Annotated in this window: 20 protein-coding genes; 9 read left to right on the top strand and 11 right to left on the bottom strand. The window is 67.3% G+C overall.

Annotated elements, in window-relative coordinates; genetic code table 11:
• Positions 1-35: 35 nt before the first annotated feature.
• From G4D77_RS02975 to G4D77_RS02960, 4 genes are all read right to left on the bottom strand, one after another.
• Positions 36-893, bottom strand: a complete 858-nt coding sequence (locus tag G4D77_RS02975) for an ABC transporter permease (RefSeq protein ID WP_154834587.1) — start codon at positions 891-893, stop codon at positions 36-38.
• Positions 890-1915, bottom strand: coding sequence for an ABC transporter substrate-binding protein (locus G4D77_RS02970; RefSeq protein ID WP_154834586.1), 1026 nt, complete (start codon positions 1913-1915; stop codon positions 890-892). Before G4D77_RS02970 ends, G4D77_RS02975 begins: the two co-directional genes overlap by 4 nt.
• Before the next feature lie 80 nt (positions 1916-1995).
• A complete protein-coding gene (locus tag G4D77_RS02965; RefSeq protein WP_154834585.1) occupies positions 1996-2985 on the bottom strand; it encodes a LacI family DNA-binding transcriptional regulator in 990 nt (329 codons plus the stop codon).
• 127 nt (positions 2986-3112) lie between these two features.
• Positions 3113-3826, bottom strand: a complete 714-nt coding sequence (locus G4D77_RS02960; protein WP_227740780.1) for a nucleotidyltransferase domain-containing protein — start codon at positions 3824-3826, stop codon at positions 3113-3115.
• 235 nt (positions 3827-4061) lie between these two features.
• On the opposite strand from G4D77_RS02960, the gene G4D77_RS02955 reads away from it, so the two are divergent.
• Together G4D77_RS02955 and infA are read left to right on the top strand one after the other, a co-directional pair.
• Positions 4062-5450, top strand: a complete 1389-nt coding sequence (locus G4D77_RS02955; RefSeq protein ID WP_017407212.1) for a GntP family permease — start codon at positions 4062-4064, stop codon at positions 5448-5450.
• 513 nt (positions 5451-5963) lie between these two features.
• The gene (infA, locus tag G4D77_RS02950) at positions 5964-6206 is read left to right on the top strand and encodes a translation initiation factor IF-1 (RefSeq protein WP_244451708.1); all 243 of its coding nucleotides are present in this window, start codon (positions 5964-5966) and stop codon (positions 6204-6206) included.
• Between the two features lie 141 nt (positions 6207-6347).
• On the opposite strand, the gene G4D77_RS02945 is transcribed toward infA, so the two are convergent.
• The 4 genes from G4D77_RS02945 to G4D77_RS02930 all read right to left on the bottom strand — a co-directional run bounded on the left by G4D77_RS02945 (position 6348) and on the right by G4D77_RS02930 (position 9186).
• Positions 6348-6647 (bottom strand): pentapeptide MXKDX repeat protein, encoded by a 300-nt coding sequence (locus G4D77_RS02945; protein WP_016448119.1) that lies wholly within the window; start codon positions 6645-6647, stop codon positions 6348-6350.
• A 104-nt stretch (positions 6648-6751) separates the two neighbouring features.
• A complete protein-coding gene (locus G4D77_RS02940; RefSeq protein WP_017407215.1) occupies positions 6752-7543 on the bottom strand; it encodes a molybdopterin-dependent oxidoreductase in 792 nt (263 codons plus the stop codon).
• Entirely contained in the window at positions 7540-8193 is a 654-nt protein-coding gene (locus G4D77_RS02935) for a cytochrome b/b6 domain-containing protein (protein ID WP_026062850.1), read from the bottom strand. The genes G4D77_RS02940 and G4D77_RS02935 overlap by 4 nt, the downstream gene beginning before the upstream one ends.
• A 69-nt stretch (positions 8194-8262) precedes the next feature.
• Complete coding sequence (locus G4D77_RS02930; RefSeq protein WP_154834583.1) at positions 8263-9186, bottom strand: LysR family transcriptional regulator; 924 nt, start codon at positions 9184-9186, stop codon at positions 8263-8265.
• 114 nt (positions 9187-9300) lie between these two features.
• On the opposite strand from G4D77_RS02930, the gene G4D77_RS02925 reads away from it, so the two are divergent.
• The 3 genes from G4D77_RS02925 to G4D77_RS02915 all read left to right on the top strand — a co-directional run bounded on the left by G4D77_RS02925 (position 9301) and on the right by G4D77_RS02915 (position 12490).
• Complete coding sequence (locus tag G4D77_RS02925) at positions 9301-10254, top strand: hydroxymethylglutaryl-CoA lyase (RefSeq protein WP_154834582.1); 954 nt, start codon at positions 9301-9303, stop codon at positions 10252-10254.
• 29 nt (positions 10255-10283) lie between these two features.
• Positions 10284-11429, top strand: a complete 1146-nt coding sequence (locus G4D77_RS02920; protein ID WP_017407219.1) for a CoA transferase — start codon at positions 10284-10286, stop codon at positions 11427-11429.
• Between the two features lie 77 nt (positions 11430-11506).
• Entirely contained in the window at positions 11507-12490 is a 984-nt protein-coding gene (locus tag G4D77_RS02915; protein ID WP_154834581.1) for a tripartite tricarboxylate transporter substrate binding protein, read from the top strand.
• A gap of 43 nt (positions 12491-12533) precedes the next feature.
• Here the strand turns inward: G4D77_RS02915 and G4D77_RS02910 are convergent, their stop codons facing one another.
• Complete coding sequence (locus G4D77_RS02910) at positions 12534-12977, bottom strand: hypothetical protein (RefSeq protein ID WP_154834580.1); 444 nt, start codon at positions 12975-12977, stop codon at positions 12534-12536.
• Positions 12978-13105: 128 nt separating this feature from the next.
• Here G4D77_RS02910 and G4D77_RS02905 point away from each other — a divergent pair, with 128 nt between their 5' ends.
• From G4D77_RS02905 to G4D77_RS02890, 4 genes are all read left to right on the top strand, one after another.
• Positions 13106-13405, top strand: a complete 300-nt coding sequence (locus tag G4D77_RS02905) for a hypothetical protein (RefSeq protein ID WP_154834579.1) — start codon at positions 13106-13108, stop codon at positions 13403-13405.
• 83 nt (positions 13406-13488) lie between these two features.
• Complete coding sequence (locus G4D77_RS02900; protein ID WP_154834578.1) at positions 13489-14415, top strand: dioxygenase family protein; 927 nt, start codon at positions 13489-13491, stop codon at positions 14413-14415.
• 12 nt (positions 14416-14427) lie between these two features.
• Positions 14428-16089 (top strand): ATP-binding protein, encoded by a 1662-nt coding sequence (locus G4D77_RS02895; protein WP_154834577.1) that lies wholly within the window; start codon positions 14428-14430, stop codon positions 16087-16089.
• On the top strand, positions 16086-16781 hold the full coding sequence (locus G4D77_RS02890) for a response regulator (RefSeq protein ID WP_154834576.1): 696 nt from the start codon (positions 16086-16088) through the stop codon (positions 16779-16781). Before G4D77_RS02895 ends, G4D77_RS02890 begins: the two co-directional genes overlap by 4 nt.
• A 27-nt stretch (positions 16782-16808) precedes the next feature.
• Here the strand turns inward: G4D77_RS02890 and G4D77_RS02885 are convergent, their stop codons facing one another.
• Both G4D77_RS02885 and G4D77_RS02880 read right to left on the bottom strand, forming a co-directional pair.
• Entirely contained in the window at positions 16809-18119 is a 1311-nt protein-coding gene (locus G4D77_RS02885) for an NtaA/DmoA family FMN-dependent monooxygenase (protein WP_154834575.1), read from the bottom strand.
• A gap of 19 nt (positions 18120-18138) precedes the next feature.
• Positions 18139-20088 (bottom strand): TonB-dependent receptor, encoded by a 1950-nt coding sequence (locus tag G4D77_RS02880; RefSeq protein WP_227740779.1) that lies wholly within the window; start codon positions 20086-20088, stop codon positions 18139-18141.
• Positions 20089-20262 lie beyond the last annotated feature (174 nt).

Here is a 20262-nt window from a genome sequence, read left to right as displayed (position 1 = left end):
AGCGTGGGGGCTATTTTTTTGTGTAGTCCGCATGGTCAGACTCCCGAGGCGGCCGGACCCGCCCAGCGCCGCGACAGCCACAGCACCAGCCAGGTGATCAGCCCCAGGCTGATCGACAGGCTGGCGGCCAGGGCGAAGTTGGCGTAGTTGGTGAACTCGTTGTAGATGGTGATGGGCAGCACCTCGAACTTGCTCGACAGGGTGAAGGCCGTGCCGAAGGCGCCGACCGACGTGGCGAACACGATGGCGCCGCAGGCCAGCGTGGTGGGCAGCAGCTGCGGCCACCACACATCGCGCGCCACGCTCCAGCCATTGCCGCCCAGCGAGCGCGCGGCCTCCTCCAGGTGCGGGTCCAGCGCCTCGGCCGCTGCCGTGTAGGAGGCAATGGCGCGCGGCAGCGAGAAGTACAGGTAGCCCAGGAACAGGCCCAGCAGCCCGTAGGCGAAGGTGATCCGCTCGCCGCCCAGCGCCACCGACAGATCGGCCAGCGCGCCCTGGCGCCCGCCCAGCAGGATGATGAAAAAGCCGATGATCACGCCCGGAAACGACAGCGGCAGCGTCAGCAGCGACAGCAGCAGGCCGCGCCCCGTGAAGCGGTGGCGCGCCAGCGCAATGCCCATCACCGCGCCGATCAGCAGCGTGGCCACGGTCACGGCCAGCGACAGGGCCAGCGTCTGCAGCAGGCTTTGCAGGTACAGCGCGTCGGTCAGGGTGGCGAAATAGGTGCGCCAGCCTTCACGCGCCGGCAGCGCCAGCAGCAGGCCGGCCGGCAGCAGCCAGAACGCCGCGAAGAAGGCCACGGCCGGCGCGCTGCAGGCCAGCAGCAGCGCGCGGGCGCGCCAGTCGCCTGGCGCTTGGGAGGAAATGCCCACGATGCAGTCCGCCTGGCTCAACGCACTTCACGCAGGTAGCGCGTGGAGAAGCCCTTTTGCACATCGGCCATCTTCTGGTAGTCCACCGAGGTGGCGCGTGCGTACTCGCTGGCGGGCAGGAAATGGCCGGCCACCTCCTTGGGCAGGGCCACGTCGCGCACCGGGCGCAGGTAGGCGTTGGCCCAGATGGACTGGCCCTTGTCGGACAGCACATAGTCCAGCACCTTCTTGCCGTTGTCCGTGTGCGGCGCCTTGTTCACCAGGCTCATCACATAGGGCATGACCACGGTGCCTTCCTTGGGGATCACGAAGTCCACGTCGGCCTTGTCCTTGTAGCGGGCGCGGTAGGCGTTGAAGTCGTAGTCCAGCAGGATGCCGATCTCGCCCGACAGCAGGCGTGCATACGAGGTCTGCTTGGGCACGATGGGCTCGTTCTTCTGCAGCTTCTTGAAATAGTCGATGGCGGGCTGGAAGTTGTCCAGCGTGCCGCCCATGGCCTGGTTCACGGCCACGGCGCCCACATAGCCCACGAAGGCCGAGGCCGGGTCCAGGTAGCCGACCAGGCCCTTGTATTCGGGCTTGAGCAGGTCTGCCCAGGACTGCGGCACGGGCTTGCCGCCCAGCGCCGCCTTGTTGACCATGAAGCCCAGCGTGCCCGAATGGATGGTCACCCACTCGCCCTTGGGGTCCTTGAGGCCGGCGGGAACCTGGTCCCAGTGGGCGGGCTTGTAGGCGGCGACCACGCCGTCTTTCTGCGCCTGGATGGCGAAGGTCACGCCCAGGTAGGTCACATCGGCCACGGGGCTGGCCTTCTCGGCCACCAGCTGGGCCAGCGACTGGCCGGAGTTCTTGTTGTCGGGCGGCACGGTGATGCCGGTATCGGCCTTGATGGCCTTGATCTGCGTGCCCCAGTCGGCCCATTCGGGGGGGCAGTTGTAGCAGATGGCGCTTTGGGCCAGCGCCGTGCCGCAGACGGCGGTGGTGGCGGCCAGCAGGGCAAGGCGCTTGAAGGAGAGCTTGAAGGGGAGGACAGTCAGTTTCATGGTGCGTACTCGAAGAGGTGGGGGAGCGTGGGGAAGGGGAGGGGCGCGGCCTTGGCTTGCGCGGGCCGCTGTTGTTGGTTTCAGAGCCGGCAGGACTCGCCGCTGCGCCAGCCATGCGGCAGGCACAGGCTGTCCTGCGCGGCCAGGGTTTTCTTGCCTGCCAGCGCATCGCACAGCAGGCGCACGCAGGCCGAGCCGATCTCGTGGTTGGGCTGGGAAATCGAGGCCAGCGAAGGCGTGAGATCGCCGGCCATGGCAATCCCGTCAAAGCCGACCACGCTCAGGTCCGCAGGCACGGAGAACCCGGCCAGCGATGCCGCGCGGATGGTGCGTATCGCCAGCAGATCGTTGCTGCAGACAATGGCCGTGGGCGGCGCCTGCTCGCTCAGGTGCTGCTGCAGCATCTGCACGGCGGTGGCGGCAAAGGGCACCTCCCAGACCGGCAGCGGCGACAGGCCTGCGGCCTGCATGCCCAGCGCATAGCCACGGCAGCGCTGCTGGGCGCGGTCGGACGCCTGCAACTGGCCCGTGACCATGCCGATGCGGCTGTGGCCTGCCGCAGCCAGGCGCAGCACCAGCTCCCTGACGGCGCCCGTGTTGTCCACGCCCACGCAGGCATGCTCATGGGTGTGGTGATAGGCCAGCACATAGGGCTTGCCGGCCTGGCGCACACGCGCCAGCGCCGCCGAATCGCCAGGGTTGGAGACCACCAGCACCAGCGCATCCACCCCGCTGGCCAGCAGCCGCGTGGTGGCCGCGTCTTCACCGGCGTGGTCGTATTCGGTGGTGCAAGGCGAAATCGCATAGCCGCGCAGCGCCGCCTGTGAGGCAATGCCCTGCAGGCACTCGGCAAACACCGGATTGGTGAGCGTGGGCAGCACCACGCCCAGCACCTTGCTGCTGCGCGTGCGCAGCGTGCGGGCGCTGGCATTGGCCACATAGCCCACTTCCTGCGCCACGCGCAGCACCGTGCTGCGCGTTTGCGCATTGACCACCTCCGGCGAATTGAAAACCCGCGAAACAGTGGCGACGGACAGTCCCGCGCGGCGTGCAACCTCGGTGATGCTCATGGATGTAAACGATTTCTTGAAAACGTTTACATTGCACCCGCTGCGCGTGACGGTGCGGTGACGGAGATTTGAAGCTTTTGTGGCAGTTCAGGCGTTTGGCGGCTGAGGCCCTGGCGTTGCCCGGTACCTAGACTGCCGTAGATGCAGCCCGCTGGCGCCGAATCCAGCTGATGAAGGCCGAAAGCTCTGCGTTGAAACGAGCTCTGGGTGCCTCGGGCGTCCTTGACTGCGCCAGAAAGAAAGCCATGGACTGCGCCATTCCCGGATGGAGCTGCGCAAAGCAATCGGCGAACTCCTCCAGCGTGCGCGGCCAGAAGCCGCCTGAGCAGGGGCGCAGCACATTGGTGGCCCGGATCAGCTTGCGTGCGGCTTCGCGTTGCAGGCGCAGGGCCTCCGTGTCGTTCCGGGTTCCGGCAATGCGCTGCAGGTAGTCGTTCAGCACCTGCACGTAGTCGCCATTGACGGCCTGTGCAATCGCCCTGGACGGCTCGAACGCCTCAAACTGCTGCGCCAGGTCCGCGCCGTGGATGCAGCGGCACTCATGCTTGAGCCAGTAGCCCCAGCTGTAGAGATGGGCCGGGTCCAGCACCTCTTGCCGAGTGCCCAGGTCGAAATCGATCTTCACGACTTCTGTGTGACGTAGTTGCAGGTCCTGGCGCAGCTGCTCCAGCCGGGCGCTCTCCTGTCCACTAAGGCAGCGCACCAGGACCACCGTCAGGTCCAGGTCCGAGAAGCCCGCCCTTGCGCAGCCGCGCGCCACGCTGCCATACAGGTAGAGGCTGTCCAGCGCCTCGCCGAGGGCGCTGGCGATGGCTGCGCGCGCATCTGCCACCAAATCCACAAATTTCGGCTGGATGGGGGCTCTGACAAAGACTTCGAGAGTGCCAGCGGAGCCGAGGTTGTTCATTGGTCTTGCAGTAGTGGAACGGGAGGCACGGCTCTGAGCCAGTCTCCTGCGAACAAGCCTGGAGCCTACAGGTCCCCTTCAGGGTCAGGCATAGGATTTGCAGCGATTGGAAACCGCATGCATCCCAGCGTGCGGGCGTCCATCATAAAAACACAACTCCAAGCCTCCTATGTCTTCATTCGATACCCAACTGCTGCTCATCGCGCTGGCCAGCGTGCTGGTCCTGGTCGCGCTGATCGTCTCGCGCATCCGTCTTCATCCCCTGCTGGCGCTGCTGGTGGTTTCCATTGGCGTGGGCTTTGCCACCGGCATGGCGCCGGGCGAGATCGTCAAGAACCTCACCAACGGGGCCGGCAAGACGCTGGGTGCGGTGGGCGTGGTGATTGCCTTGGGCGCCATGCTGGGCAAGATCCTGGCGGACTCCGGCACCACCGAGCGGCTGGCCGGTGCCATCCTGCAGCGCACGTCCGAGCGCATGATTCCCTGGGCCATGACCCTGGTGGCCTTCGTGATCGGCATTCCCATGTTCTTCGAGGTGGGGCTGGTGGTCATGCTGCCGCTGATCTTCAGCGTGGCGCGCAAGCTGGAAAGCAATGAGCGCTTCAAGGGATCGGCCTATGTCTATGTGGGCGTGCCCGTGATCGCCGCGCTGGCCGCCATGCACGGCATGGTGCCGCCGCACCCCGGCCCGCTCACCGCCATTGCCACGCTGCACACCACGGTCGGCCCGACCATGCTGTACGGCTTTCTGGCCGTGATCCCCGCCATGGTGCTGGGCGGCCCGCTGTACGGCGCCTTCATCACGCCGCGCATGAGTACGCGCCCCGATGCAGCCCTGCTGGAGCAGTTCACATCAGGCAAGAAGGAAGGCGGGGAGGGCAGTGCGCCCAGCATCGGCATGGGCGTGCTGTGCGCCTTGCTGCCCGCGCTGCTGATGCTGGTGCATGCGCTGGCCGAGGTGCTGCTGCCCAAGGATTCGGGCCTGCTGCATGCAGCGGCCTTCCTGGGCAATCCGCTGGTGGCCATGCTGCTGGGCGTGGTGTTTGCCTCCATCACCCTGGGCTATCTGCGCGGCGCCGATGCCGAGAAGCTGCGCGACGCGCTGGGCCAGAGCCTCAAGCCCATCGCCGGCATCATGCTCATCATTGCGGGCGGCGGCGCCTTCCAGCAGATCCTGACCAGCGCCAAGGTGGGCGATGCCATCGTCCACATGACCCAGCAGTTCGCCCTGCCTCCGCTGGTGCTGGGGTGGATGATCGCCATGCTGCTGTCGGTGTCCACCGGCTCGGCCACCGTGGGCATCGTCGGCGCGGCTGGCCTGCTGGCGCCGCTGGCGGCCTCCGATCCTTCGCTGAACGTGCCGCTGCTGGCGCTGGCCATCGGCTGCGGCTCGCTGTTCTTCAACTATGCCAACCACGCGGGCTTCTGGATGGTGAAGGAGTCCTTCGGCATGAGCATGGGCGAGGCCACCAAGACCATTACCGTGGTGCAGTCCATCGTGTCCTTTGTGGGCCTGCTGATGGTGCTGCTGTTCAACCTGCTGCCCAAGCTGGGATAGGTGAAAGGCATGAGGCGGGCCGACGGCGGCCGCTTCGATGCCGCGGCAACCACCAAGGCAGTGCACTTCTTCCGGTTCGACTGCGAATTGCCCCAGTCGCGGCAGGGAAAATGCCGCCCCTTACAGGTGCGGTACCCGGCGCCGCTTCAACGCGGGTCCGGCAATTGACCTATACTGCTGGAGGTGCTGTCCTTGTTGTTCGCCTCCTCAGTGCCCGTCTGACATTCTTGCAGTCCCCGGACTGCCGTTGGCCGCCCACTGTGACGAAGTCCGCAACTGTCACTCCCATCGGCGAGCACCACGCGGGTCCAACACCCTTCCCCGGGCCCGCACTCTCCCTGCCACCTGCAGGGGCCTCTTTCCCTTTTTTCCGATGATCCGCTGCCTGTGTGCGGCGGTCATCCTGCGCTGGCCCAAGGCCGCAGCATGGTGCTGCACCGGCAACTTGCGGCGACGCACCCCTTTCAACATGTACTCACAGGAGTCCCATTGGCTAAAGAAGAACTGATCGAAATGCAAGGCCGGGTAGACGAAGTGCTGCCTGATTCCCGCTTCCGCGTAACGCTGGAAAACGGCCACCAGCTCATCGCCTATACCGGCGGAAAAATGCGCAAGCACCGCATCCGCGTGCTGGCCGGCGACAAGGTCACGCTCGAGATGTCGCCCTATGACCTGAACAAGGGCCGTCTCACGTTCCGTCATATTGAGCAACGCTCCGGCGGCGCCCCGGGCCAGCGCCCACCGCAGCGCCGCTGAGGTCTGCCAGCCCGCTCTTGCCTCGGAGCGGGCATGGGGGGTGCACAGAAAGGACCCGGCTTTGCGCCTGGTCCCATGGCCGGCAGCCCCGCCAGCCCGGCCGCCCGGGCGGCATCGGCCGGGACAGGCGAGTTCCCCGGCTTACTTGGACATTCCGTCCTTGCCCATGGAGTCCTTCTTCATTGCGTCCTTGGACATGCCATCCTTGTGCATGCCGTCCTTGTGCATGGAGTCCTTCTTCATTCCATCCTTTGACATGGAATCCTTCTTCATCCCGTCCTTGGACATGGAGTCCTTCTTCATCCCATCCTTGGACATGGAATCCTTGGTCATTGCGCCCTTGGACATGCCGTCCTTGGACATCTCATCCGCAGCGAATGCCGAGGTGGCGCCGGCCAGGGCGAGGCAGGCGGCGAGCACGGTGGTGGTGAACTTGGTCATTTGAGTCTTCCTTTGGATTAGCGGTTTGCAGGTTGCACAATCGGCCGGCCTTGCATGGCCCGGCCTCGCACCTTCGTTGGCGGCCCAGCGGCTTGGAAGGCCGCTCAACTGCCTCCGAACCAGTTGTAGCCCTGGTCTTCCCAGTAGCCGCCGGAGTAGGTGTTGGTGACGAACATGGCCTGGACGTGCTTCGGGTTCTTGTAGCCCAGCTTGGTGGGCATGCGAAGCTTCATCGGGAAGCCATATTTGGGCGGCAGGGGCTGCCCGTCGTAAGTCAATGCCATCAGCGTCTGCGGATGCAGGGCCGTGGCCATGTCGATGCTCGTGAAGTAGTCGTCCACGCACTTGAAGCCGACGTACTTGGCGCTGGTGTCGGCGCCTATATGGCGCAGGAAATCGGCGAAACGCACGCCGCCCCAGCGGCCTATGGCGCTCCAGCCCTCCACGCAGATATGGCGCGTGATCTGTTCTTCCTGCGGCATGGCGCGCAGCTCGGCCAGGCTCCAGGCATGGCGGTCGGCGACCATGCCGGTCACTTCCAGGCGCCAGCTGGCCTCGTCCACCTCGCGCACCTCGTCCTCGCCGTAGTAGGCATTGAAGGGGAAGGGGCGCGTGATCTCGGCTGCTGAATAGGTGGGCGCCAGCCGCGTGGGGCTGAACAGCAGGCCCTGCACGCGGTCGTTGAAGCGCGATACCTGATTGAGCGCGGCCTCGACGTGGCTGTCATCGCTGATGCTGCAGCCCGTGAGCAGGGACAGGCCGCCCAGCGTGAGCGATCGCTGCAAAAAGGCGCGGCGTGCGGGCTGGTCGAGCTTGCGGGCGATCAGCGAGCGTGCCTCGCGCACCACGGCCTCGCCATCGACGCCGGGCAGGGAAGGGGCTTTGAAGATTTTCATGGTGTCTTGGGCGCACGGCCGTGGATCATGGTCAGGAAGGTCCGGGGCACCAGGGCGACCATTGCCAGGTGCACCACCACAAAGGCGACCAGCGCAGCCATGCCGAAGAAGTGCACGCGCCTTGCGGACTCATAGCCGCCCAGCAGCTCGCGCAGCAGCGGGAACTGCACCGACTTCCACAGCACCAGGCCCGACAGCACGATCACCACCAGGTCCAGCACCACGAACAGGTAGGCCAGCTTTTGCACATGGTTGTAGCGGGCCGGGTCGGCATGCGAGAGCCGGCCCTTGAGGGCGGACACCAGGTCCTGCCGCACGCCCTGCACCGTGATGGGAAAGAACTTGCGCAGCCACCGGCCGCTGGCGATGTTGAGCAGCAGGTACAGCAGCCCGTTGAACACCAGCAGCCACATGGCCGCGAAATGCCATTGCAGCGCCCCGCCCAGCCAGCCGCCCAGCGTGATCGAGCCCGGAAAGCTGAAATCAAAGAACGGCGCCGCGTTGTAGATGCGCCAGCCGCTGGTCACCAGGATGACCACGGCCAGCGCATTGAGCCAATGCGTCAGGCGCAGCCACAGCGGGTGGATGCGCTGGCCATCCTGGGGCTGTGCCGGTTGGGGGGTGATGAGGGCGGTGTTCATGGGTCCCATTGTTGGAGGGACCCTGTAGCGGATGTATCACGCAAACTTCAATTAATCGTGATAACTCCCAAGGCCTGTTCAGCCCGCCTGGGCGCACCCGGCCAGATAGTCCACCAGCGTGCGCGCCGCAGGCGATAGCCGGCTGCCGTCCCTGAAGCAGATGGCGAACTGCCGCCGCGCCCAGGCATCGGTGAGCGGCACCATGTGCACACCCTGCGCGCCCTGCACACCCTGACTGGGGCCCGCCATGCCCAGGATCTCCCTGGGCATGATGGCCACGCCCAGGCCGGCGCGCACGCAGCGGATCGTGGCGTCGAAGGAGCTGACCACGGCGCGGTAATTGAGGGGCCGGCCGATGATGGCCGCCGCCCGCGCCAGCATGGTGTAGACGGCCGTGGAGGCGGGCAGGCCCACATGCTCGCAATCCAGCGTTTCGCTGAAGCTGCAGCTGTCGCGCAAGGCCAGCGGGTGGCCGGCCGGCACGGCCACGGCCAGGGTGTCGCAGCGGTAGGGCAGGGTCTGCAGGCCCTCCAGATCGGCCGCGTTCCAGCACACGCCCACCAGGGCCAGGCCTTCGCGGATGGATCGGATGATTTCGCTGCTGGTCAGCTCCTCGATGTCCACGCGGATCTGCGCGTGCTCGGGCTTTTGCAGAAAGGCTGCAATGTCATCGGGCAGCGACTCGGCAATCGATGAGACCGAGGCCAGTATCCGCACCTGTCCCTTCACGCCATGCTGGTAGGCCGCCATGTCGCGGGCCGCGCGGTCGGCGCTGGCCAGCATGGCGCGTGCATGCTCCAGCAGCATCAGCCCGGCTGCGGTGGGCACCACGCCCCGGCGGTGGCGCTCCAGCAGCGGGGCCTGCACCTGCTCTTCCAGCAGCGCCATGCGCTTGCTGATGGCCGATGAGCCGATGTGCTGCTGCTCGCCCGCGCGGGCGATGTTGCCCAGGTCGCAGGCCGCGACAAAGAGCCGCAGGGTGGTCAGGTCCAGGTCTTTCATGGTGGTTATGGATTTCCATTCGGGAAACTCTGAGGCGAAAAATTATCGCTTCTGCACGCTGGTTGGAATGTCTAAAGTGCCATTCAAGACAAACCACCCCACGCGAACCTTCCCATGCCAGAACCCATCCGTGCCCCGCAGTCCGCCGTCATCCGCGAGGTCGGCCTGCGCGATGGCCTGCAAAGCATCCAGACCGTGCTGTCCACCGAGCGCAAGAAGGAATGGATACGCGACGCCTACGCTGCCGGCCAGCGCGAGATCGAAGTCGGCTCCTTTGTCCCCGCACGCCTGCTGCCCCAACTGGCCGACACGGCCGAACTGGTGGCCTATGCCCGAACGCTGCCGGGCCTGTTCGTCTCCGTGCTGGTGCCCAATCTGCGCGGTGCCGAAAGCGCCCTTGCCAGCGGGGCCGACCTGATGCTGGTGCCGCTGTCGGCCAGCCATGCCCACAGCCTGGCCAACCTGCGCAAGACGCCCGATGAGGTCGTGGCCGAGGTGGCCCGCATGCGTGCCGCACGCGATGCCGCAGGTTCGAAGATGCTGATCGAGGGCGGCATTGGCACGGCCTTCGGCTGCACGCTGCAGGGCCGGGTGGAGCCGGCCGAGGTGCTGCGCTGCATGCAGGCCCTGCTGGACGCGGGGGCCGACCGCGTCAGCTTGGCCGACACCGTGGGCCATGGCGGGCCGGGCCAGGTGCAATCGCTGTTCGAGCAGGCGAGGCGCATTGCGGGCGAACGCTTTTGGTGCGGCCACTTCCACGACACGCGCGGCCTGGCGCTGGCCAATGTGCATGCCGCACTGCAAACCGGCGTCACGCGCTTCGACGCCACGCTGGCCGGCATCGGCGGCTGCCCCCATGCGCCCGGCGCCAGCGGCAATGCCTCCACCGAAGACCTGGCCTTCATGCTGGACACCATGGACATCGACATGGGCCTGGACATCGAGGCCCTGCTGCGCCTGCGCGCCAAGGTGGCCGCCTGGCTGGCCGGCGAAAGCCTGCACGGCGCGCTGTGGCGCGCGGGCCTGCCGCGCAGCGTCACCGCCGACGCAGCCAACGCCGCTGCATGAACCCCTTACCTTCCCACGAGCACACCTGTATGGCCACCGAACCCCTGCTGCCGCTGTCCGGCATCCGCGTCATCGAATTCACCCACATGGTCATGGGCCCCACCTGCGGCATGATCCTGGCCGACCTGGGCGCCGAAGTCATCAAGGTCGAGCCGCCGGGCGGCGACAAAACGCGCACGCTGCCCGGCCTGGGCATCGGCTTTTTCCGCAGCTTCAACCGCAACAAGAAAAGCGTGGTGCTGGACATCACCACCGAAGCGGGCCGCGCCACCGCTGCCGAGCTGGCCGCTGGCAGCGACGTGGTGCTGGAGAACTTCCGCCCCGGCCTCATGCAGTCCCTGGGCCTGGACTACGCCACGCTGTCGCAGCGCGCGCCCGGCCTCATCTACGTCAGCCACAAGGGCTTTCTGCCCGGCCCCTACGAAAAGCGCCTGGCGCTGGACGAGGTGGTGCAGATGATGGGCGGCCTGTCGTACATGACCGGCCCCGTGGGCCGGCCGCTGCGCGCGGGCACCAGCGTCAACGACATCATGGGCGGCATGTTCGGCGCCATCGGCGTGCTCGCCGCCCTGCGGGAGCGTGAGCGCACCGGGCGCGGCCAGGAGGTGCAAAGCGCGCTGTTCGAGAACTGCGTCTTCCTGTCCTCCCAGCACATGCAGCAGTACCTGATGACGGGCGAGGCACCGCCGCCCATGCCCTCGCGCGTGTCGGCCTGGAGCGTCTACGACGTGTTCACCCTGGCCGGTGGCGAGCAGCTGTTCATCGGCGCCGTCAGCGACAAGCAGTTCGCCACCCTGTGCCGCGTGCTGGACCGCGCCGACCTGCTGCAGCGCCCCGAATACGCCGACAACGCCGCCCGCGTGGCCGTGCGCCCCCAACTGCTGGCCGAGCTGGGCGCCATCCTGGCCAGCCATGAATCGGCCCGGCTTGCGCCGCAGCTGGAGGCCGCAGGCATTCCCTACGCGCCCATCACGCGGCCCGAGCAACTGGTGGACGACCCGCACCTGCGCCAAAGCGGCGGCCTGGCTTCCATGCAGACCGAAGACGGCGGCCAGACCGACGTGGTGCTGCTGCCCCTGCTCATGAACGGCCACCGCCCCGGCGTGCGCATGCCGCTGGCCGGGATTGGCGAGCACACCGAAGAAATCCTCGGAGCCCTTGCATCACGGACCTGACAGCCATCCCCGGGCGCCGAAGGCCGCAGAAAAACCACCCCGGCGCGCATGAGACAACACAAAAAGGAGACAACCCCATGCACTCGTCCCATTCCTTCCGCCGCCGCACCCTGCTGGCCCTGGCCGGCGCATCGCTGGGGGCCGCTGCCCTGGGCGTGCGCGCCCAAAATGGCACGCCGCTGCGCGTCATCCTGCCCGTGGGGGCAGGCTCGGGCGCCGACACCATCGTGCGCTCGGCCCAGACTGCGCTGGTGCGCTCGCTGGGCGGCCAGCCCGTGGTCATGGAGAACCTGCCGGGCGCGGGCGGCATCACGGGAACGCAGGCCCTGGTCAAGGCGCCGGCCGATGGCAACACCATCGCCTTCATCTCCAACAACCACGCCGTCAACCCCAGCGTCTTCAAGAAGCTGCCCTACGACAGCCTGGCCGACATCACGCCGCTGTCCATCGTCGGCGGCTCGCCCTTCGTGCTGGTCGTCCACCCCAAGGTGGCGGCGCGCAATGCGCGCGAACTGCAGGCGCTCATGAAGGCGCGGCCCGGCGACCTCAACTACGCCTCGTCCGGCAACGGCACCATCTTCCACCTCGCGGCCGAAGTCTTTCTGGACGCCGCCGGCGCCACGGCGCGCCATATTCCCTACAAGGGCGTCGGCCAGATGGTGGTGGACCTGCTCAGCGGGCAGGTGGACTTCGGCGTGATCGCCGTGGGCACGGCGCAGGCGCACCTCAAATCCGGCGCGCTGCGTGCCATCGGCATCATGGGCCGCGAGCGCGTGGCATCGCTGCCCGATTTGCCCACCGTAGCCGAGCAGGGCTTTCCCGGCGTGGACATCGCCGGCTGGGTGGCCGCCATCGGCCCCAAGGGCATGCCGCCCGCCCAGGTGCGGCGCCTGCACGACGGCATCGCCTCTGCCTTTGCCGACCCCGAGGTCAAGGCCGGCTTTGCACGGCGCGACGAATACACCGTGCTCAACAGCCCCGAGGCGGCAGCCCAGTTCCTGCGCTCCGAGCAGGAGCGCTTTGCGCGCCTGGTCAAGAAGGCCAATGTCGTGTTGGAGTAAAAACTCGGCCCTCTGACTCCTAAGGACAATGCTGGGGCTGTGATCAGCGGGGCGGAGTGGGTGCTGTTGCCGCTGGATCTGCAGCCGATTGGCCGGACGACATCACCGCCTCCAGCCCGCTTCTCGGGAAGACCGGGCTGTAGTTCACCTGGATCTCGGAGAGCCTGTCATTCACCCGCGTCGTCATGAAATAGCGCGGCATGCCGAATCCCACTTTCATCACCAGGCCGCGAAGTTCGGAGAGGGCGCCGACCTTCACATCGGGATCGACCAGCACGGCAATGCGAACCGTACTTTTGGCATCGGGGGCAGCGGTCAGCTTCCTGGAGAGTGTGTTTCTCAACTGAGCCGGACTGACCCGCTGGCCATCCAGACTGTACGGGCGATCATTGCCGCTTGCCGCATGCATTTCGATCACGGTCAGATCTGCAGCAAGAGCGGGTGGGCCGAGCAGGGCGGCCAGCAGCAGGAATCTTGTTGGTTTCATGGTTCTGTTGTGCGATGCAGAGCTTGTTGACTCACTCGCTCTGTGAGCTTGTACCAGCTCGTCCCCACTTCTCCCAATTTCCCCCCAGATTGGTCGCAAGAATTCCTGTGCAACTCCAGGAAAAGACCATGATTGATTTCTCGCAAACCAACGCTTCACGCATTCGCCCGGCCCTTGTGCTGGCTGTGGCGGCCTTCGCGGCGGCCTGCAGCCATGCGCAGGGCCACGGGGGGCACGGCAATCCGCCGTCGCCGCCGCCCGAGGCCTATACGGCCTGCCAGGGTAAGGCCGAGGGTGACAGCGTGACCCTGACCACGCCCGATGGCAAGACGCTGGCCGGCACCTGCCGCAGCCTGAACGGGCAGCTGGTGGCCATGCCGGCTGGCGGGCCCGGCGCAGGCGGGCCGCCGCCCCATCCGCAGCAGTGATCGCGTGGCCCGGCGGGCCACGCCGCCGGGCTGTCTGCAACCCCACGGGCCTGCGCACAGGCCCTCATGAAAAAGCCATCCCCATGAACCACTCTCGAGATGCCGATGATCTTGCCCACGACCTGGGCCTTCAGCACGATCTGCAAGTCATGGCGCGCCGCCTGCTCGACCGGCGCCGCATGCTGGGCCTGATGGCCTCTGGCGGCGCTGCAGCGCTTCTGTCCGCCTGTGGCGGCGGTGGTGATTCCAGTGATTCGACAGGAACCGGCACGGGCACCGGATCCGGGACAGGAACGGGCACCGACACGGGCACAGGCACAGGCACAGGTACAGGAACCACGACCGGCGCCTGCATGGTCGATCCCACGGAAACCGAAGGCCCTTACCCCGCCGACGGCTCCAACGGCTCGCGCGGCAGCCTGGTCAATGTGCTGTCGCAAAGCGGCGTGGTGCGCAGCGACCTGCGCAGCAGCTTTGGCGGCATGAGCGGCACGGCTGCGGGCCTGCCGCTGACGCTCAAGATCACCCTGGTCAACGTCGGCACCAACTGCAGCCCGCTGGAAGGCTATGCCATCTACCTGTGGCATTGCACCCGCGAGGGCGAGTATTCGCTGTACTCCACCGACCTGCTCAACCAGAACTTCCTGCGCGGCGTGCAGGCGACGGACAGCAATGGCGAATGCACCTTTGTGACCATCTTCCCGGGCTGCTATGACGGGCGTTGGCCGCACATGCACTTCGAGGTGTTCCGCAGCCTCAACACGGCCGGCAGCTACACCAACAAGCTGCTGACCTCGCAGATGGCCATGCCCAAGGACGTGGCCAGCGCCGTCTATGCCGGTGTCAGCGGCTACAGCGCCAGCGTCTCCAACCTGTCGCGGGTCAGCGTGACATCGGACAATGTCTTCGGCGACAACACCAGCGAGCAGATCGCCTGGCAGACGCCCACCTTCACCGGAGACACCACCAATGGCCATACCGCCACGATATCCATCGGCATTGCCGTCTGACGCAGCAACTGAATGAGCCTCCGCCTCCCGCGCCTGAAGCTGCAGCACAAGGCCTTCTTCGCCCTGGCCGTGCTGCTGGTGGCCCTGCTGCTGGTGTTTCTCGGCTTCTCGCGCCTGGGTCTGCAACGGGGCCTGGGCCCGTACATGGCCGAGGTGGAGCTGACCGGCATGGACGGGCTGGCCGAGCGGCTGGTCCAGCACCATGAGCAAAACGGCGGCTGGGATGCGGCGCGCGCCAACCCCGGTTTCTGGCGCGACATGGTGCGCCCGGGCGCAGGCATGGGCCGGGGCTTTCCTGCGGGCGAGCCCGGGCCACGGCCCCCCATGCGCATGTCCATGCCGGAGCCGAGGCCTGGTTTTGAGGGAAGCCACGGTCCGGGGCCAGGCCCGGAGTTTCCGCCGCCACCTGGGCCGGAAGGCGGAGAGCCTGCCGATCGCTCAGATCGCTCAGATCGCTCAGATCGCTCCGACCGTACAGACCGTACAGACCGTACAGACCGCCCAGGCCCGCCGCCGGATCGCCCGTTCGGCGGCCCGTGGGCGCGCGTGGGCCTGCTGGATGCCCAGGGCCAGCTCATCTCCGGCATGGCGCCGCAGCCAGGCGCGGCGCACCGCGTTCTGCGCGCCGCCAACGGGCAGGCCATTGGCGAGATCGTGCTGTCCCCCGTGCAGACCGGGCAGGGCATGCAGCGCGACCTGGACCGCGCCTTCCTCGCGCAGCAGATGGGTTTTGTGGCCTGGACCGGGCTGGCCGGCCTGCTGCTGGCGCTGCTGCTGTCGGCCTGGCTCACGCGGCGCTGGCTGGAGCCGCTGACCGCCTTCCTCGACGGCCTGCGCGGCATTGCGGCCGGGCGGCTGGACACGCGCGTGGCCATCAAGGGCGATGCCGAACTGGCCCGCCTTGCGGAAACCTTCAACGACATGGCCGTGCAACTGGCCACCATGGAGGCCTCGCGCCAGCGCTGGCTGGCCGACGTGGCGCATGAGCTGCGCACACCGCTGTCCACCATGCGCGCCGAGGTCGAGGCCGTGCAGGACGGCGTGCTGCCCATGGACGACCGCATGGCGCTGCGCCTGCACCGGCAGATCATGCGGCTGATACGGCTGGTCAGCGACCTGCGCGTGAGCCTGGACGACCCGCAGGCCCTGCACGGCTCGGGCCATGTGCCCGTGCATGTGTTGACCCTGCTGGGCGAGGCGCTGGACGGCGCGCGGCCGGGCTTCGAGCAAGTCGGCATCGGCCTGGACCGCTCCACCGTGGACCAGCTGGCCGCGCGCGTTCCGCCGCCGCTGGTGCAGGGCGACCCGCACCGGCTCCACCAGGTGTTTGCCAACCTGCTGGAAAACAGCCTGCGCTACACGGCTGCGGGCGGGCGGCTGCAGGTGTCCGCCGAAATTGTCCAGATGCAGGACCGCAGCATGCTGCAACTGCGCTGGGACGACACGGCTCCCGGCGTGGCCAGCCCGCACCTGCCGCGCCTGTTCGACCGCCTCTATCGCGTGGATGCCTCCCGCGTGCGCGACGGCGACGGCCTGGGCGGCTCCGGCCTGGGGCTGGCCATCTGCCGCACCATCGTGCAGGCCCATGGCGGCAGCATCGAGGCCGCCGCCTCGCCGCTGGGCGGCCTGCGCATCACGCTGTGGCTGCCCTTGCTGGAAAATCCCGCGCCATGAAGCCTGCCCGCATCCTCCTGGTCGAGGACGAAACCGACATGGCCGCCATCGTCATCGACTACCTGCGCCATGCAGGCTACGAAGTCGAGCACATCCGCCACGGGCGCGAGGCGCTGGACCGCATGCTGCGCTCCCCGCCCGACCTCACCGTGCTGGACATCATGCTGCCGGGGCTGGACGGCCTGGACATCCTGCGCCAGTTCCGCCCCCACAGCGCCAGCCCCGTCATCCTGCTCACCGCGCGTGTCGAGGAAATGGACCGCCTGCTGGGCCTGGAGCTGGGCGCGGACGACTACATCTGCAAACCCTTCGCCCCGCGCGAAGTCGTGGCCCGCGTCAAGGCCGTGCTGCGCCGCAGTGCCGGCCCCGTCCCCGCGCAGCAACGCCTGACGCTGCTGCCCGAGCAGGGCCGTGCCATGCTCAACGGCAGCGTGCTGCCGCTGACCAAGCGGGAGCTGACCTTGCTGCAGGCCCTGATGCGCCAGCCCGGTCGCCTCTACTCCCGCGCGCAGCTGCTGGAGCTGGCGTGCGCCGACACGCTGGACGTGAACGAGCGCGCCATCGACAGCCACATCAAGAACCTGCGCAAAAAGCTCAAGGCGGCGGACGACCGCCATGAGTGGATTCGCTCCGTGTACGGCGTGGGCTTTGCGTTCGAGCCCGATGGCGGGTCCGACACGCGGGCGCAGTGAAGGCCCGGCGAGGGCAGGGCGCAGCCCCTACCTCGACTCGTCGAGGTGCTCCATGAACGTGGTGCCCGTGTAGCGGGAGCGGAACAGGCCGGCCTCCACCAGGCGCGGCACCAGCTGCTCCAGCACGCAATGCAGGGAATCGACGGAGCCGCCGGGCGCGGCCAGAAAGCCGTCGATGGCGCCGGCGGCGCTCCACTGGGTGATCTGCGCCACGGCATCGTCCACCGTGCCGACCACCTGCCAGTGCGCGGCGGAGAGGATTTCCGGCCGCTGCAGCAGCTCGTCGATGCGCAATGATTCGCGTTCCATCAGGCGCCTGAGCAGGCCCGCATGCGTGCGGCTGGACGGGGTTGCCACGGGCGGCGGAAGGTCGGCTGCGGTGATCGGCCGGTCTGCGGGCCAGTCCGTCAGGTCCAGGCCGACCATGGCCTTGATCGATGCCAGCTTGCGGCCCCTGTCCACCCGGCCGTGCGTCTGCTGGAACATCTCCCGGGCCTGCTCGCGGGTGTCGGCCAGGTACAGGCTCAGGCCGGGCAGCAGGCGCACATCCTGCGCCTGGCGGCCATGGCGCTGTGCGCGCCGAGACAGGTCCCGGCGCAGCTCCAGCGCCGCGTCCAGGTCCGGCGTGGGCGCGAAGACGATGTCTGCCACCGATGCGGCAAAGTCGCGCCCTGTGCTGGACGCGCCCGCCTGCACCAGCGGAATGCGCGGGCCGCCGAAAGCCGGCAGGTTCAGGGGGCCGCGCACCTTCAGGTGCGGTCCCTCGTGGTCTATGGGGTGGACCAGCGAGGCATCGGCGTAGCGGCCGCTGTCCCGGTCGATCTTCAAGGCCTCGTTGGGGAAGCTGGCCCACAGCCGGCGCACCACGTCGGTGAACTCTGCGGCCCGCGCATAGCGTTCATCGGCATCGGGCATGGCGTGCAGCCCGAAGTTCTCGTGGCCCTGCAGGGCCGTGACGATGTTCCACCCGGCGCGGCCGTTGCTGATCCAGTGCAGCGACTGCAGCTGGCGCGCCACCGCATAGGGCGGGAAAAACGTGGTCGATACCGTGGACACCAGGCCGATGCGCGAGGTCTCGCGCGCCAGCGCGGCCATCAGCACCGTGGGGTCCAGGCTGGCGAAGCCCGCGCCCGTCTCCAGCGCCTCCATGGGCAGAAAGCTCACGTCCGGGCGGAAGACGAAGTCCAGGTGCGCGGCCTCGGCGCGCCGGGCCAGGTCCAGGGCGAAGTCGCTGGAGTACAGCCCTTCGATATTGCTGCCGGGCCGCCGCCAGGCGTCGCCGCTCAGCCAGGTGGGGGCCAGCGAAAGGCCGATGTGCAGGGGTTTGCGGGTTGTCATGTCTGGTGCCATTCCCATCTCAGAACGTTCCGCGCACGCCCACGCCGATCATGCGCGGTGCGGTCATGCTGGCCTCGATGCCGCCGATGCCGCGGTTTTGCTGCAGGTACGTCGTTGCGCGCCTGTCGAAGACGTTCTTGATATAGCCGTACAGCTGCACGCGCGCGCTGTAGGCATAGGTCATGCGCAGGTCGGCGATGGTGTTGGAGCCGACCGCATAGGCGCGCGTGTTGGCGGTATCGGAGTAGTAGCCGTCCAGGTGTCGCACCTGGCCGGAGACATTGAACCGGGGGCTGGCGTCCCAGCTCACGCCCAGGCTCAGGTTGTAGCCGGGCGAGCGGGCGAAGCGGTTGTGCTCGTAGCCGGGGTTGCTGCCCATCTCCTCGATGCGGGTGCGCAGCACGCCCACGCCGGCCTTGATCCGCAGGTTGTCCAGCGCGCGGTAGTCGGCGCCCAGCTCGAAGCCGTAGGCATGGGCCTTCTCCGCGTTGATGGTGTAGGACTGGGCCACGCCCGGGGAGATGACCACGGGGATGTTGTACTGCGCATCCCGCATGTCCATGTAGAACAGGTTGGTGTTGAGCATCAGCCGGTCATCGAGCAGGCTGGCGCGGCTGAACAGCTCGTAGTTCCAGATCGACTCCTTCTTGAAATACGCCCATTGCCGGCTGGTGAGGTTCAGCGACACACCGCCCGGGTTGTAGCCCCGGCTGACCAGCGCGCCCACGGTCCAGCGCGGTGTGGCGGCATAGGCCAGGGACAGCTTGGGCAGCAGTGCCGAGAAGGTTTTCGTGTAGTCGAGGGCGGTGGGTGCCAGCACCGAAGTGCCGGTGCGCACCACCTCGTCCTGCTGGTAGCGCAGGCCGCTGGTCAGGGTCCAGCGGTCGGCCAGGCGCCAGTTCAGCTCGCCGAAGACGCCCAGGTTCTTCTTCGTGTCGTCGAAGGCGGACAGGCCGCGCAGCAGCAGGCTTTCGTCCGTGCCGGTGCGCGCGTAGTAGACGCCGCCGAAGCCGCTCAGGCGGTCCTTGTCGCTGCCCACCAGGGCGCGGAACTCATTGGAGACATTGTTCTGGCGGATATCGGCATCGCCCTCGCCGGGAATGCCCGTGTAGCGCTGCACGGACGAGCGCGAATACTGGGACTGGTTGACCAGCCGCACGCCGTTGCCCAGCTCGTAGCTGAGGTCGAGGATGCCGGTGTCGGTCTTCTGCTTCCAGCTGGGCATGGTCGTCGTCCAGTGCTCCAGCGCGTTGAACGGAGCGGACGCCGCCTCCTGGCTGGGGCGGTTGCTGTCGTTGTGGGAATAGGTGAACTTGGCCTCCAGGCCCGGAATGCGGCTGGGCAGCCACAGGAACTTCATGCGTGCGTTCAGCGCGCGGAAATCCTGATCGGCCTGGCCCCGCTGGAACTGCGGATTGGTGTAGTCGATGAAGGTATCGCGCCCCGAGTAGTCCACGGCCAGCCGCGCGGCCAGCTCTTCGCCCACTGGGCCGGAGACGGCGATGGACGCACGCCGCGAGTGGTAGTCGCCCGCCTCCAGCTGGTAGGCCCCTTCGCGCTTGAAGCTGGGGTCCTTGGTGTTCACGACGATGGCGCCCGCAATGGCATTGGCACCCTGCGAGGTGGTCTGCGGGCCGCGGAACACCTCGATGCTCTCCACATCCCAGACCGAGGTCGCTCCGAAGAACATCTCGTTGTAGTTGAGGTAGTGCCCATCCAGGTTGATGGTGGCGCGCGGCACCGTGCCGCCCCAGAAGACGTTCTGGCCGTTGTTGGGGCCCTGCGTGTCCTGCCCGCGGATGATGGGCGCGCCCACCGTGTCGGTGTAGACCACGTTGGGCACATCGTGCAGCACCTCGTGGACCGAGGCATTGCCGGACTCCTGCCGGGCCAGGTCCTTGTCTGCCTTGACCGACACGGAGGAGGCCGTGTCCTTGAGCTCGCGCCTGACCTTTTCTCCGCTGACCACGACCGCTTCAAGCGCGTTGGATTCCCCCCCGGAACCCGACGCGCCCTGTGCGAAGGCGCCGGCCGGCGCCATCAGGGTAGAGAGTGCGATGGCGCCCGCCCGGGACGGGAGCCTGCGATGGAAACACAGCTTCACAGCATCTTCCTTTGATGAGAATGATTCGTATTTTTCAAA

The organism is Delftia sp. WY8 (assembly GCF_018437695.1).
GTDB lineage: Bacteria > Pseudomonadota > Gammaproteobacteria > Burkholderiales > Burkholderiaceae_C > Comamonas > Comamonas tsuruhatensis.
This window is presented reverse-complemented; position numbering and strand designations above follow the sequence as displayed.

Coding starts and splice junctions, on each gene's coding strand:
- G4D77_RS02970 (WP_154834586.1), bottom strand. CDS start 1,915: ATGAAACTGACTGTCCTCCCCTTCAAGCTCTCCTTCAAGCGCCTTGCC.
- G4D77_RS02965 (WP_154834585.1), bottom strand. CDS start 2,985: ATGAGCATCACCGAGGTTGCACGCCGCGCGGGACTGTCCGTCGCCACT.
- G4D77_RS02955 (WP_017407212.1), top strand. CDS start 4,062: ATGTCTTCATTCGATACCCAACTGCTGCTCATCGCGCTGGCCAGCGTG.
- infA (WP_244451708.1), top strand. CDS start 5,964: ATGCAAGGCCGGGTAGACGAAGTGCTGCCTGATTCCCGCTTCCGCGTA.
- G4D77_RS02945 (WP_016448119.1), bottom strand. CDS start 6,647: ATGACCAAGTTCACCACCACCGTGCTCGCCGCCTGCCTCGCCCTGGCC.
- G4D77_RS02940 (WP_017407215.1), bottom strand. CDS start 7,543: ATGAAAATCTTCAAAGCCCCTTCCCTGCCCGGCGTCGATGGCGAGGCC.
- G4D77_RS02935 (WP_026062850.1), bottom strand. CDS start 8,193: ATGGGACCCATGAACACCGCCCTCATCACCCCCCAACCGGCACAGCCC.
- G4D77_RS02930 (WP_154834583.1), bottom strand. CDS start 9,186: ATGAAAGACCTGGACCTGACCACCCTGCGGCTCTTTGTCGCGGCCTGC.
- G4D77_RS02925 (WP_154834582.1), top strand. CDS start 9,301: ATGCCAGAACCCATCCGTGCCCCGCAGTCCGCCGTCATCCGCGAGGTC.
- G4D77_RS02920 (WP_017407219.1), top strand. CDS start 10,284: ATGGCCACCGAACCCCTGCTGCCGCTGTCCGGCATCCGCGTCATCGAA.
- G4D77_RS02915 (WP_154834581.1), top strand. CDS start 11,507: ATGCACTCGTCCCATTCCTTCCGCCGCCGCACCCTGCTGGCCCTGGCC.
- G4D77_RS02910 (WP_154834580.1), bottom strand. CDS start 12,977: ATGAAACCAACAAGATTCCTGCTGCTGGCCGCCCTGCTCGGCCCACCC.
- G4D77_RS02905 (WP_154834579.1), top strand. CDS start 13,106: ATGATTGATTTCTCGCAAACCAACGCTTCACGCATTCGCCCGGCCCTT.
- G4D77_RS02900 (WP_154834578.1), top strand. CDS start 13,489: ATGAACCACTCTCGAGATGCCGATGATCTTGCCCACGACCTGGGCCTT.
- G4D77_RS02895 (WP_154834577.1), top strand. CDS start 14,428: ATGAGCCTCCGCCTCCCGCGCCTGAAGCTGCAGCACAAGGCCTTCTTC.
- G4D77_RS02890 (WP_154834576.1), top strand. CDS start 16,086: ATGAAGCCTGCCCGCATCCTCCTGGTCGAGGACGAAACCGACATGGCC.
- G4D77_RS02885 (WP_154834575.1), bottom strand. CDS start 18,119: ATGACAACCCGCAAACCCCTGCACATCGGCCTTTCGCTGGCCCCCACC.